A 12,728-nucleotide genomic window follows, 5' to 3' on the forward strand; every position below is an offset into this window, starting at 1 on the left:
ATCGTCGAGTGAGCGGAACAGGTCCGGTCTCCCACCCTGTCCGCGTAACCACTTTGACAGGTGACGCATGCGCGGGCAAGCCCCACCCTCACCCGACCGGTAACAAATACGTCTCGCACACTCACGCGGTGCTCGGCAGGAACGTGGAAGGGGTGCAACGCACCGAGGCCGCCACGGCATGATGCCGTGGCGGCCCGAATTCGACACCGACGCAAGGCCGGTCGGGGATCAGCTCAGATGGCCGACCTCCAGGATCGCGGAGATGAACGCCTCGGGGCGCTCCTGCGGAAGGTTGTGGCCCGCGCCCGGGACCACGTGGTGCGCCCAGGGCCCGGAGTAATGCGGCGCGTAGCCGCTGCCGTCCGTCCACGGCGTGACGCCGTCGGCCTTGCCGTCCAGCGTGACCGTGGGAGCGGCGATCTTCGGCTGGTCGAGCAGCCGTCGCTCCAGTTCCGCGTAACGCGGCGCGCCGGACGCGGCGCCCAGCCGGTGGCGATAGCTGTGGATCACGACATCGACGTGGTCGGGGTTGGCCCACAGCTGCGCGGCCTGCGCGAACTCCGCTTCGGTGAAATGCCATGCGGGCGAGTTGCGCTGCCACACGACGCGGGCCAGGGCTTCCTTGTTCCGTGCCAGCCCCTTCCGCCCCCGCTCGGTGAGGAAGTAGAAGAAGTACCAGTAGCCCGACTCGACGGAGGGTGCCAACGGTTCGTCGGCGACCGCGAGGTCCTGGATGAGGTAGCCGTTCACGGACACCAGACCCGAGCAGCGATCCGGCCACAGCGCCGCGGCCACGTTGGCGGCGCGCCCGCCCCAGTCGTACCCCGCATACAGCGCCCGCCCGATGTGCAGCGCGTCCATGAAGGCGATCAAGTCCGCGCCGAGGGCGGCCTGTTCACCGGACCGAAAGGTGTCGTCAGGGAGGAAGGAGGTCTCCCCGTGTCCTCGTAGGTAGGGGATGTAGCACCGGTAGCCGCGCACGGCGAGCGCCGGTGCCACCTCCGCGTACGAACCGACCGGACTGAAGGGCCAGCCATGCAGGAGGATCACCGGCACCCCGTTCGCCGGCCCGACGTCGTGGTAGGCGATGTCCAGGACGTCGGTACGCACATGGCGCACGGACCCCAGCCCCCACCCCGACCGCGACACGCCCCCGCTCGGCGCGGTCGTCGGGGTCGCCCCCTGGGCCTGGGCCTGCTCCACGACGGAGAGACCGACCGCACCCGCCGCCATCGCCATGGCCTGCGTCACCCTACGTCTGCTGATCACAGCGTTCCTCTCGCCTCACGCGAAGACGTACGCGAGCACACCTCACACGTACGCCACTTTCTTGACAGGTGATGAAGATCGAGCACTTGCACGCACGCTTCAGGGGGCTGCGCCGGGTAACGGTCGACCGGCGCAAGACCACCGCGACGCCGGGCTATATGGCCTTGAGTGGGCCGGAGAAGGACTTACGGAGGGAGGAGGGACCGACGAGCGGAAGAAGCGAAGCGAGCACCTTGCCCTTGAAATCGGTGGGCGTCCGCGTGAGTTCGACGTCGATGCGCGAGCCCTCGCCTTCGGGACTCATCCGGAAGACCCAGCCGCCGCCCGCCCCGAAGAGCTTGGAGTCGTGGGTGGTGACGGTGACCTCGTCGGCCACGGCATCCCACTCGTAACGCGCCCGCTCCCAGGCGGCACTGGTCCCTTCGGTGACCTCGGCCCAGGTGTCCCCGAGCTCGTGCACGGTGAAGTGATCGGCATCGATGCTCGGCCAGCTCTCGGCGCGATCGGGACCGAAGTCGGTGAGCACCTCCATCGCCTCCGCGGGGCTGAGCGACGAGATGAGGTGAAAGCGAACGACTGCCATGGGATTCCTCGCAGAGACGTGACCGTCTTGGATGGTGACGACTTTGACACGAGCTGGATAACCAGTCAAGACGGTTACTCAGCGAGCCGGCCACATCACTGCACACGTAACCTGTTTGACAGGTGATGCGCAGAGGTGTCATCGTGATGCCACCTTCTGAACGGGTGACAGCAATGGGCTCCCCGGCGGCAGGTGGCGTTACCTACGAGATGGAGCCAACCCAATGACAGTCAGCTACACGGGCGTTGTGCAGGTGAACGGCGAAGGCCGCAACGGTGGTCGCGTCGAGTCCTCGGACGGCCTGCTCGAGACCTCGCTGTCCATACCGAAGGAGCTGGGAGGCAGCGGAACGGCCACCAACCCGGAGCAGCTGTTCGCGGCCGGCTGGGGCGCCTGCTTCCTGGGCGCGGTGCGCCGGGCCGCGGCACAGCGCAAGGTGAAGCTGACCAGCACCGCCATCACGGTCGAGATGACCCTCAACCACGGTGAAGACGGCGAGTTCGGCCTCGCCGCCGTGCTCAACCTGGAACTGGGCGGCGTCGACCGGACGACTGCCGAGACGCTGGGCGCCGCCGCACACCGGCTCTGCCCGTACTCCAAGGCCACTCGCGGCAACATCCCGGTGACCATCAACGCCCGGGCCGTCTGACGGACGACGGAGGCTCACACCAGACCGCCACGTCCCCCACACCAGCGGGTCCCGCGTCCTCCCCCTGACGCGGGACCCGCTTCCGTCGTCCTCGTCGTCCTCGACCCTGTTCGGTCAGGAGGCCGCGGCGTCCCGTGCCGGCTGACGGCCGTGCTCGGCTCGCGCCGTCTCCAGAAGCCGACGCCACGAGGTGACCGTCGGGCGCCGACGCAGCAGCGCGCGGCGCTCGCGTTCGGTCATGCCACCCCAGACCCCGTACTCGACCCGCTGGTCCAGCGCATGGGCCAGGCACTCGGTCCGCACCAGACAGCCGGCACAGATTCGCGTGGCACGGGTCTGCGCGGCACCCTCGACGAACAGCTGCTCCGGGTCTGCCGTCCTGCACGCCGCTTCTTCCCACCAGGTGTCCCGGCTGTCAGCCACAGTCCCGCCCCTTGATCATCTCTGGTCTCTCCTTGCAGTTGCCGGGTGACAGTACGCCACCGACCCCAGGTCAAGCAGCCCATCACCATTGGTTCAACAGGGAGTTACATGATCAGCCGGGTACTGTCGCCCGGCCGTCGGGCGGCGAACTCCCTTCGGAGGCGCCATCAGAGCGGTGGCAGCCCACCGAACCCGGACTCGGGCTGCGGAGGCTGCGGTGGGCCCTGTGGGGGCTTGATCGCGGGCAAGGTCGGACGAGGAGGCTGGCCCGGCCTGTAGACCTGGCCCCACAACTTGCAGAGATGGTCCGTGCGGACCACCCGGACGGCCTCGGCGGCCTCTGCGATGAAGGGTTCGAGCAAGAGCGCCGGGACCGGGCAGAGCTCGCCGAGGACGTAACTCATCATCTTGTCGGTGAAGGACCCGGGGTCCACGCCCGCGGCGCGCAGGTCGCACCGGACGATCCCCACTTCGCCGTCAGGAGGAACCGGAAGCCCGGGCGCATCAGAGCATGCGACCGAACACTGGATCCGTGCGGCGCTCTGGGCCTCCCACGAGTCCTTGGGAAGACGAGGCGCTCTGATCCTCATCATCTCCCACGAGCCGGAACGGATGTGAGCAGCCAACCTGAAAGCAGACAAGGCAAGTTGCTGCGGGTCCTGATTCCGGGGCGGTTCGCCCCAGCCGGTCACTTGCCGAAAGGCCGTGTACAGCTCCTCCACTCGCCGTGGATCAGCACGCACTGTGCGACTCGCCCTGATGACGCCCCGAAGGCTCTGGTCCAATTCGCTCGCAGTGAACTCGTCCATCGTCATCCCCCTGACGCCGCAGTCGATGGTGCAACCCGCCGTAGCGTGATCGCCAGAGTGCCGCCCACATGCTCCGGACCCAGGAGTTGTGGGCACCACCTTCCGATGCTCCCGCAACGCGGAAGCACCGCGGCCCGCCAAAGCCGGACGGGGCAGGGCCGCGGCGCTTCGGAACGGTCGCGGTTACGGGGAGGGAACCGCGCCCGTGGCGTAGTACGGCTTGCAGACCGTGCCGTCGTAGTCCGTGGCGATCTCCAGCAGGCTCCGGCCGTCCGTCGAAGGCAGCAGCGCCGAGCTGTAGTTGGGGCAGTAGTCGACGGTGGTCGAGGACACCGCGACGGGTGCGGCGATCTCCCGCCAGGCGCCCGCTCCGCCCGCGTCGTTGACCCAGACGGTACGGCCGCTGCCCGTCGCGACGGAGTCGTCCGCGTTGTGCATGACCTGGCCCACCAGGTAGAGGCGGCCCGTGGCGGAGCCGTTCAGTGGCGCCCAGGCCACGGTGGGGGCGTGCTTGAAGTACTTGCCGTCAGCGGTCTCCGGCCGGTATCCCAAGTGGGCGGGGTCGCCCCAGTCCCAGCCGTCCGGCGAGGTGCGGTAGTGCACGACGCACACGTACTGCCCGGCCGCCGCGCAGATCTCGTACGTCATGAAGTACGTCCCGTTGGCCAGACGCCGTACGACGGCCATGCCCGGACGGTCCGACGCCAGGTTGCTCGCGATGGTGGCGTGGTGGCCGGACCAGCCGACACCGTCCGTGGACCGGGCGGCCATCAGCTTCTGGCTGTGCGCGGGATCGGTCTCGTCGGAGTAGTGCGCGACGAGTTCACCCGCGGAGTCGACGGAGAACTCCGGTTCCCACAGACCCTTGTCGTTGTTCGCGGTCGCCACGGTGGACAGGTAGCTCCAGCTGCGGCCGATGTCCGTGCTCTTGAAGACACGCAGGGCCATGCGGCGGTTCGGCTCGTCCTGGCCGACCGAGGCCGCCCACAGCAGGGTGCCCGCCGGCAGGGCACCGATCTGGCGCGGGAGCTCGAACAGGGTTGAGCAGCACAGCCCTTGGCCGCCGGCGGCCTCCGGGTCCGTGACCGTGCCGACCTGACGGAAGGTGCTGCCACCGTCCGTGCTCTCGTGGATCGCGCCCAGGCCGTTGTTCCCGGAGAAGGAGACGACCGAGGCCAGGACCCGGCCGTTGGCCGACCCGTTGTGTTCGAGGCGTACGACACGTGGATACAGGCCGGTGTCGTCACGCAGCGGAGTACCGGTCGCCGCGTGCGCGGTGCCGGACTGCACGCCGCCCAGCAGGGAGACAAGGAGCCCGAGGACCACCACGGTGAACAGGGCCGCCCTGCCCAGGGGAACCGGTCGCGATCGGTGCATGGGGAACTGCGGGTGCATCAAGCCTCCTCAGGAGCCCACGCGCCACCTGAGGGCACGCCGTCCCGGGCGGATGGTGCGAGGAGGACCGTATGAGGCTGTGGTGGGGGACGACGGCCATCGGTGGGTGGGGGCGCGGGGGATCAGTGGTGCGGATGGGGAAGACGAACCGATTTACATCGTTGTACTCAAGGGGTGAAAGGGCGTCAAGAGTCGGTGCGCTCTTGCGTTTCAGGGGGTTCGTCGCCCTCGGGGCCTTCAGCGGCGCGGGGCAGCTCGGCCCTCTCGCACAGCTTGTCCGACGCGCCCCGCTCCGGCCCGTTGGAGATTTTCGGCCTGTCTCATGCCGTGCGGGGTGCGCCGGGCATCACAGGTCGAGGGCGTCCCCTGCACGCATCAGACGGTCGAGTTCCTGCTGCGTCCAACCGGTCAGGCTGGACATCTGCGCCCAGTCCTCGGGGCTCCCGTCACCGGAGCGCAGTGTCGCGACCGCTTCGGCCTCCAGGTCGGTGCGGGCGGCGTCGAGTGCGGCGACGGCGTCCTGGTAGCGTTGCAGGGCAAGTTCGATCTTCGCGGTGTCCACCCTCGTATCTTCGCGTACGAGCGAGCACGAACGGCCGATCCGTCCCCCCGGTACCCACGAAGGTGGGACAGCGGCAGGCTTTCCTGGATGCGGCCCGGGACGGCCTCGGGCGGTCGGTGCCGGGACCCCGCCGGTCGGCCGGTCGCCTCCCCCCGGTCGGCGGATAGGCCGCAACGCCTCGGGCCCGCACCATGAGGGGACACGAGCCGAGATGCCTCTCCGGTGAGATTGCTTGAGGCGGCGACGGTCCCCCTCTCTTCCGCCGCCGCCTCTTCCTCACCGATCGAAGGTCGGATCAGCGTCGATCTGACGCGCAGGCCGGGTCAGAGGATCAGGAACCAGATCACCACGGTGATTCCACGTGCCGGGCGGGCCTCAGTTCTTGACGGCCTCCGCGATCTGCAGGGCTGCCTGAGCAGGCGTGATGTGTGTGGTGTCGACGACCTCGGCCTCCCTGTGGAGCCATGTGCGGGCCGCCTCGGCATAGGGTTCGAGGTACTTGAGGCGGAACGGTGAGGGGCCCATGACGGTGTCCCCTTCAATACGTCCGCGGAGGGTTTCCTGGTCCGCGTGGAGGACGAAGTGCCGTACCGGAATGTGGTGGTGGGCGAGGCCCGTGCTGATCTCGCGCCAGTACTCCTCGACCAGGACGGTCATGGGCACCACGAGGGTGCCGCCGGTGTAGTCGAGTACGTGGCGGGCGGTCTCGACGACGAGCACCCGCCACGGCGGCCAGTGCTGGAAGTTGTCCGTCTCGGGCAGTCCTGGCGTGATGTCCATGAGCGTTTCGCCGACCTTCTCGGCGTCGAACACCCGTGAATCCGGGATCAGTTGCCGCAGGAGCGGACTGGTCGTCGTCTTGCCTGCGCCATGGGTGCCGTTGAGCCATACGATCATGGGCCCACGCTAGTGATGTGCGTCCCGCGGGTTCATGCAGATCTCGTCACAGAACGGGCACGGCAGGTGGCGGGCCGGCGCGGCTTCGGCAGCTCATCGGCGCCGGAAAAGGGGCGGCCCGGTCCACCCGGGTTCATGGCGCATGCGCGCGCGAAGCTCACCTGTCGGGGTGTCGTCGAGGCTCCGCGTCAGGACAGGGCGAGGACGCAGAACTCGTGGCCGTCCGGGTCGGTCAGGCACGTCCACGGCACGTCGCCCTGGCCGAGGTCGAGGTCGGTGGCGCCGAGGGCCCGCAGCCGGGTCACCTCGGCCGCTTTGTCGTCACCGGGGTAGGGCAGCAGGTCGAGATGCACGCGGTCAGGCACCTTCTTCCCGTCGGGCGTGCGGAGGAACTCGAGATACGGGCCGACGTCCTTGGCGGAGCGCAGCACCGCAAGGTCGTCGGTCACCTCGCGCAGGGTCCAGTCCGTCGCCTCGCCCCAGAACCGGGCCATGGCCCGCGGATCCGTGCAGTCGACCACCACCGCGGCGATCGGTCCGGTGTCCCGGTAGACATCGCGGGGCTCCAGCACACAGAACTCGTTGCCCTCGGGGTCGGCGAGGACCGTCCACGGCACCTTGCCCTGACCGACGTCGACGGGCGTCGCGCCGAGAGCCTTCAGCCGCGCGACCAGCTCCGCCTGATGGGCAGTGGAGGTGGTGGCGAGATCGAGGTGCACGCGGTTCTTCGTCGCCGTCTTGGGTTCCGGGACGGGAACGACGTCGATGCCGAGGGCAATCGGATGCGGCCAGACCATGCCGCCGGGAGGGCCTACGTAGGTGGTCACGCCGGGGCTGTAGGCGCACCAGCCGAGTGCCTCCGCCCAGAAACGGCCGACCGCCGAGCCGTCGAGCGCCTTGATGTTCACCATGACCGGTCGCAGTGCCATGCCGACGACTTTATGCGCCCGCTCCGCAACGACGTCTGCAGGAACCGTCGCCGGGCTCCGCTGAAGGGATCGACGGATCGAGTGATAACCCTCCCCCGGGCCCCGCCGAGTTGATAGCACTGACGTGGAAAGAGGCCTAGGCGCGGGAGTGGAGCGATGGCGGCGGACGAGCAACGAGAGCGACGGGTGGGCGAGTTGCCCCGGGCGACCGGAGAACTGGTCGGCCGTCGGACAGAGCTGACACAGGTCGCGCAGGCGCTTGAGTCGCACCGGGTGGTGACGCTCGCGGGGGTCGGCGGGGTCGGCAAGACCCGGCTGGCCCAGAGCGTCGCCGCTCAGCTGCAGCCGGAGTTCCGGGACGGGGCGTGGTGGGTCGCGCTGTCGGGCCTGCGCGACGGGGAACTGCTGCCCCACGCCATCGCCGAGGCGCTGCCGATGGCGCACCAGACCGCCATACCCGTGATCGAGGCCTTGGCGCGCTATCTCGCCGAGCGGAAGACGCTGCTGGTCCTGGACACGTGCGAGCACCTCACGCAGGAACTGCGGCCGGTGGTGGAGCGGTTGGTCGGGGCCGCACCGGAACTGCGGGTCCTGGCCACGAGTCGACGTCGGCTGGGAATGGCGGCGGAAGAGGTGCTGACCGTGGAGCCGCTGCCGGTTCCCGGGCCGGCCGCGGGGCCGGGCAGCGGCCCGGAAGCGGACGCCCTGGTGCTGCTGGCCGAGCGGGCGGCGGACGCGGTGCCCGGGTTCGTGATCACCGAGGCCGACCGGCCCGATCTGGAGCGTCTGTGCCGGCAGTTGGAGGGACTGCCGCTGGCGATCGAGCTGGCCGCGGCCCGGCTGCCGGAGCTGTCCCCGGCCGAGCTGGCGGACCGGCTCGCCGACAGGGTGTCGGACCGGTTCATGGTCCTCGGCGAGGCCGAGGCCGAGGCCGCGATCGAGCAGGCGGATCCCCAATGGCATCAGGCGCTGCGCACCGCGATCGGTTGGAGCCACCAGTTGTGCACGCCGGCCGAGCGGCTGCTGTGGGCACGCCTTTCGGTGTTCGTGGGGAGCTTCGACGCCGAGGGCGCCCTCCAGGTCTGCGCCGATGACCGCCTGGCGGACAAGGAGATTCCTCAGCTGCTGGCCGGGCTCGCCGAGAAGTCGATCATCACGTGGGAGCCGACCGCCGTCGGCGAGCGCTACCGGATGCTCGACACGATCCGCGAGTACGGAGAGGGCTGGCTGCGGAGTCTGGGCGAAGGGCGCGAGTTCCGCCGCCGCCACCGCACCTGGTACGTGCGACTCGCCCGCGACGGCGACGCCGCCTGGATGGGGCCCGACCAGTACATCTGGTACGACCGGATGCACGCCGAGCTCGACAACCTCCGGCTCGCCCTGGATTCCTGCCTCGGCTCCGCCGACAGCCGTATCGGCCTGGGGATGGCCGGAGATCTCTGGTTCCTCTGGTACGCGTGCGGACTTGCCCGGGAGGGCAGGCACTACCTCGATCGCGCCCTGGCAGCGTTCACGGGACCCAGCCCGCTGAGACTGAAGGCTCTCTACGCCCAGGGCCTGGTCCTCACCGAGCTGGGCGACCTGCCGGCGCTGGAGGAATGTTCCGCCGAGTGCACCGCCCTGGCCGCGCGGTTCGGCGAGGCCGAGGACAGCCTCGCGAAATCCGTCGCGGCCGTGACGGCGGCGCTTCGCGGCGACGCGGCCACGCTGCTGAAACTGACCGATGAGCTGCACGCCCGGCACAGCCCCTCCCCCGAGGCCATGCTCAGCGTTCCCGGTCTGGGTTCACTCTCCGTCGGCAGCCACGCGCGCATCGCCATGGGGATGCCCGAGGACGCTCTCACCGGCCTGGACGAGATGCGGCAGGTGTGCGACGCGTCGGGCGAGAAGTGGATGCGGGCCTGGGGCGACTCCATCCGGGCGCAGGCGGAACTCGCCCTGGGGCGCATCCAGGCCGCCGAGCTCTCCGCCCGGGCATCGCTGACGGTCAAGCACCGCATGAACGACAGCTTCGGCTCCGGTATGTGCCTGGAGGCGATCGCCCAGTGCGCCATCGCCGACGGCCAGGCCGAGCAGGCGGCTCGGCTGCTCGGCCTGGCCCACCAGCTCTGGGACACCCTCGGCAGGCCTCAGGTCGGCATCCCCACGTGGGTGGCGGCCCACGAGGACTGCGTCACCCGCACCCGCACGGCACTCGGTGAATCCGCGTACCACCACGCCTTCCACGCCGGATACCACACCGATCTCAACACGGGCATCGCCCGAGCCCTGGACGGCATCGTGACCGCATGAGCGGCGAAAGGTCCCTGATCCGGCCCCGGACACCGATCGTCGTGACCTTCCTCACCGGGGCTGTCACGTCTGGCCTGCGTGAAAGTGGCGATCAGCGGGCACGCGAGGCTGCCTGAAGGTATTCACCTTCTGTTCGGACGATGATGCGCCTCCTACCGAGGAGGCGCCATGTCGATCGTGGAGATCGACGGTGCGCGCCGGGAAAGCCGCGCGCCCCGTCCGGAGGCAAGCCAGAGGAAGGAAGCCCGTCCGTGAGCGCGGAGACGACGCAGGCGGCTAGTGACAGTGAGCCGGAATGGAATCCGGAGGCGGTGCGCCGCCACCGCGGCCTGTTCCGGGCGATCGAGCGGCGGCGCAACCCCAAGCTGCGGCGCAGTGACATCACGGTGACCGAGGAACCGGCGGTGCGGCGCGCGGTGAAGGCCGCGATGCTCGGCAACGCCATGGAGTGGTTCGACTTCGGTATCTACTCCTACATGGCCGTCACCCTGGGCCAGGTGTTCTTCCCCTCGGGGAATCCGACGGCCCAGACCCTCGCCTCCTTCGGCGCCTTCGCCGCGGCCTTCCTGCTGCGCCCGATCGGCGGGTTCGTCTTCGGGCCGCTCGGCGACCGCATCGGCCGCAAGAAGGTCCTGTCCCTCACCATGATCATGATGGCGCTCGGCACCTTCGGCATCGGCCTGGTGCCCTCGTACGCCGCCATCGGCATCTGGGCGCCGGTCCTGCTGCTCCTCTTCCGCGTCATTCAGGGCTTCTCGACCGGCGGTGAGTACGGCGGCGCCGCCACGTTCATCGCCGAGTACGCGCCCGACAAGAAGCGCGGCTTCTTCGGCAGCTACCTGGAGTTCGGCACGCTCGCCGGATACGTGGGCGCGGCCGGCCTCGTCACCGTGCTGACGACCGTCCTGGACGACGGCGCCATGACCTCCTGGGGCTGGCGCGTGCCGTTCCTCGTCGCCGGTCCGCTCGGTCTGATCGGTATGTACATGCGGCTCAAGCTGGAGGACACCCCGGCCTTCCAGGAGCTGCAGCGCGAGCAGGAGCGCGGTGCCGCGCGCCCGAAGTTCCGCTTCGGCCCGTTCTTCCGCGACCACTGGCGCGCGCTGCTGCTGTGCATGATCCTCGTCGCCGCCTACGACATCGCCGACTACGGCCTGCTGTCGTACATGCCGACGTACCTGACCGACGAGCTGAAGTACGGCTCCACCGCCGGGCTCGTCGCGATCGTCGTCGTCATGGTCGTGCTGATGTGCCTGGTGCACCCGCTCGGCACCCTTTCCGACCGCATCGGCCGCAAGCCCGTACTGCTCACCGGCATGGCCGGTTTCGTCGTACTGACCGTGCCGGCGTTCCTGCTGCTGCGCTCCGGCGGTCACGTGGCGATCTACGCCGGTCTGCTGCTGCTCGGGCTGTGCCTGCTGACGTTCCTCGCGACGATGTCCGCCGTGCTGCCGGCGCTCTTCCCGACGGAGGTGCGCTACTCGGCGCTCGCGATCTCCTTCAACGTCGCCGGCTCCCTCTTCGGCGGCACCACGCCGCTGGTGATGGAGGGGCTGACGAGCGCCACCGGCAACAACCTCATGCCGGCGTTCTACATCATACTGGCGGCCGTGGTCGGCGCGGTCGCGGTGGTGTTCATCAAGGAGACGGCGCAGCAGCCTCTGGAGGGCTCCCCGCCCTCCGTCTCCACCCCGGAGGAGGCCGCGGCCCTGGTCGCCGCGCAGTACAACCGTGGCCCGCTCTCGCAGCTCTCGGCCGGTGTCCCGGACACCCCGGTCTCTTCGGACCGCGGCGCCCCGGAACCGGTCGCCTGAGCCCGCTCGCCACGGCTTCCGTACAGTGCGCAGCTTGTCCTGACGGAAAGCCGAGAGGCGCCCGGTCTCGGTCGGACCTGTTCGAGACGGAGGGCCGGGACGCGCTCGACGACCGCGTCCCGGCCCTCCGTCTCATCGACCGCGGCACCGCCCACGGCCCGGCCGGCCTCGCGATCGTCGAGGACCTTGCGCCCGACCATCTCCCGATTCTAATACCGGTACAGTATGGACGGTATAGTTATTGGTCCCCGGAGAAGAGCGGCACATGATCGAGATCCTGAACCCCACCCTGCTGACCCGAGCGAAGGAAACAGGCGCCCTGGTCGCCGACATCCTCCAGGCGATGAAGAGCCGCAGCACGATCGGCACGAGCCTTCTGGACATCGACCGGTGGACCAAGACCATGATCGCCGAGGCGGGAGCACAGTCCTGCTACGTCGACTACGCGCCGTCCTTCGGACGTGGCCCGTTCGGCCACTACATCTGCACGGCCGTGAACGACGCCGTGCTCCACGGAAGGCCGTACGACTACACGCTCGCCGACGGCGATCTGCTGACACTCGACCTCGCCGTCTCCAAGAACGGGGTCGCCGCAGACGCCGCGATCAGCTTCATCGTGGGCGACGCGAAGCCCGCGGAGAGCATCGCGATGATCCGTACGACCGAACGCGCGCTGGCCGCGGGGATCGCCGCCGCCGGGCCCGGGGCGCGCATCGGCGACATCTCCCACGCCATCGGCACGGTTCTCAGCGAGGCGGGGTACCCGATCAACACCGAGTTCGGCGGCCACGGCATCGGGTCGACGATGCACCAGGACCCGCACGTTCCGAACACCGGGCGGCCCGGCCGCGGATACACGCTCCGCCCCGGGCTGCTGCTGGCACTGGAGCCGTGGGTCATGGCGGACACCGCCAAGCTCGTCACCGATGCCGACGGATGGACACTGCGCAGCGCCACGGGCTGCCGGACAGCGCACAGTGAGCACACCATCGCCATCACCGAGGACGGAGCCGAGATCCTCACCCTGCCCCAGCGATAGCGCTCCGGCGACGGCCGTGGCGCCCACCACCACGGCCGCCCCACGGCAGGACGTCGTCCAGAGCGCC

General features: G+C 69.4%; 12 protein-coding genes. 4 read left to right on the forward strand and 8 right to left on the reverse strand.

The window, feature by feature from the left end:
* Nucleotides 1–228 precede the first annotated feature (228 nt).
* Both ACVHNB_RS21360 and ACVHNB_RS21365 read right to left on the reverse strand, forming a co-directional pair.
* Nucleotides 229–1,269 carry an alpha/beta fold hydrolase gene (locus ACVHNB_RS21360; protein ID WP_456225597.1) on the reverse strand — a complete coding sequence of 347 codons (1,041 nt, stop codon included), beginning with the start codon at nucleotides 1,267–1,269 and terminating at the stop codon, nucleotides 229–231.
* A 154-nt stretch (nucleotides 1,270–1,423) separates the two neighbouring features.
* Complete coding sequence (locus ACVHNB_RS21365) at nucleotides 1,424–1,852, reverse strand: hypothetical protein (RefSeq protein WP_456225598.1); 429 nt, start codon at nucleotides 1,850–1,852, stop codon at nucleotides 1,424–1,426.
* 223 nt (nucleotides 1,853–2,075) lie between these two features.
* Between ACVHNB_RS21365 and ACVHNB_RS21370 the strand changes: the two genes are divergently transcribed.
* Nucleotides 2,076–2,501, forward strand: coding sequence for an organic hydroperoxide resistance protein (locus ACVHNB_RS21370; protein WP_456225599.1), 426 nt, complete (start codon nucleotides 2,076–2,078; stop codon nucleotides 2,499–2,501).
* 114 nt (nucleotides 2,502–2,615) lie between these two features.
* Here the strand turns inward: ACVHNB_RS21370 and ACVHNB_RS21375 are convergent, their stop codons facing one another.
* From ACVHNB_RS21375 to ACVHNB_RS21400, 6 genes are all read right to left on the reverse strand, one after another.
* Complete coding sequence (locus ACVHNB_RS21375) at nucleotides 2,616–2,924, reverse strand: WhiB family transcriptional regulator (RefSeq protein WP_456225600.1); 309 nt, start codon at nucleotides 2,922–2,924, stop codon at nucleotides 2,616–2,618.
* 167 nt (nucleotides 2,925–3,091) lie between these two features.
* Entirely contained in the window at nucleotides 3,092–3,394 is a 303-nt protein-coding gene (locus tag ACVHNB_RS21380) for a hypothetical protein (protein ID WP_456225601.1), read from the reverse strand.
* A gap of 522 nt (nucleotides 3,395–3,916) precedes the next feature.
* Nucleotides 3,917–5,128 carry an exo-alpha-sialidase gene (locus tag ACVHNB_RS21385; protein ID WP_428957121.1) on the reverse strand — a complete coding sequence of 404 codons (1,212 nt, stop codon included), beginning with the start codon at nucleotides 5,126–5,128 and terminating at the stop codon, nucleotides 3,917–3,919.
* 346 nt (nucleotides 5,129–5,474) lie between these two features.
* Entirely contained in the window at nucleotides 5,475–5,690 is a 216-nt protein-coding gene (locus ACVHNB_RS21390; RefSeq protein ID WP_428957120.1) for a hypothetical protein, read from the reverse strand.
* Nucleotides 5,691–6,065: 375 nt separating this feature from the next.
* On the reverse strand, nucleotides 6,066–6,587 hold the full coding sequence (locus tag ACVHNB_RS21395; protein WP_456225602.1) for an ATP-binding protein: 522 nt from the start codon (nucleotides 6,585–6,587) through the stop codon (nucleotides 6,066–6,068).
* 188 nt (nucleotides 6,588–6,775) lie between these two features.
* Nucleotides 6,776–7,516 (reverse strand): VOC family protein, encoded by a 741-nt coding sequence (locus ACVHNB_RS21400; protein WP_456225603.1) that lies wholly within the window; start codon nucleotides 7,514–7,516, stop codon nucleotides 6,776–6,778.
* Between the two features lie 186 nt (nucleotides 7,517–7,702).
* Here ACVHNB_RS21400 and ACVHNB_RS21405 point away from each other — a divergent pair, with 186 nt between their 5' ends.
* The 3 genes from ACVHNB_RS21405 (at nucleotide 7,703) to map (ending at nucleotide 12,661) form a co-directional block, all read left to right on the forward strand.
* Complete coding sequence (locus ACVHNB_RS21405; RefSeq protein WP_456225604.1) at nucleotides 7,703–9,808, forward strand: ATP-binding protein; 2,106 nt, start codon at nucleotides 7,703–7,705, stop codon at nucleotides 9,806–9,808.
* Between the two features lie 251 nt (nucleotides 9,809–10,059).
* A complete protein-coding gene (locus ACVHNB_RS21410) occupies nucleotides 10,060–11,622 on the forward strand; it encodes an MFS transporter (RefSeq protein ID WP_456225605.1) in 1,563 nt (520 codons plus the stop codon).
* Between the two features lie 265 nt (nucleotides 11,623–11,887).
* Nucleotides 11,888–12,661, forward strand: a complete 774-nt coding sequence (map, locus tag ACVHNB_RS21415; protein ID WP_428957115.1) for a type I methionyl aminopeptidase — start codon at nucleotides 11,888–11,890, stop codon at nucleotides 12,659–12,661.
* Nucleotides 12,662–12,728: the final 67 nt, after the last annotated feature.

The sequence above is a fragment of the Streptomyces sp. YJ-C3 genome, assembly GCF_053891275.1.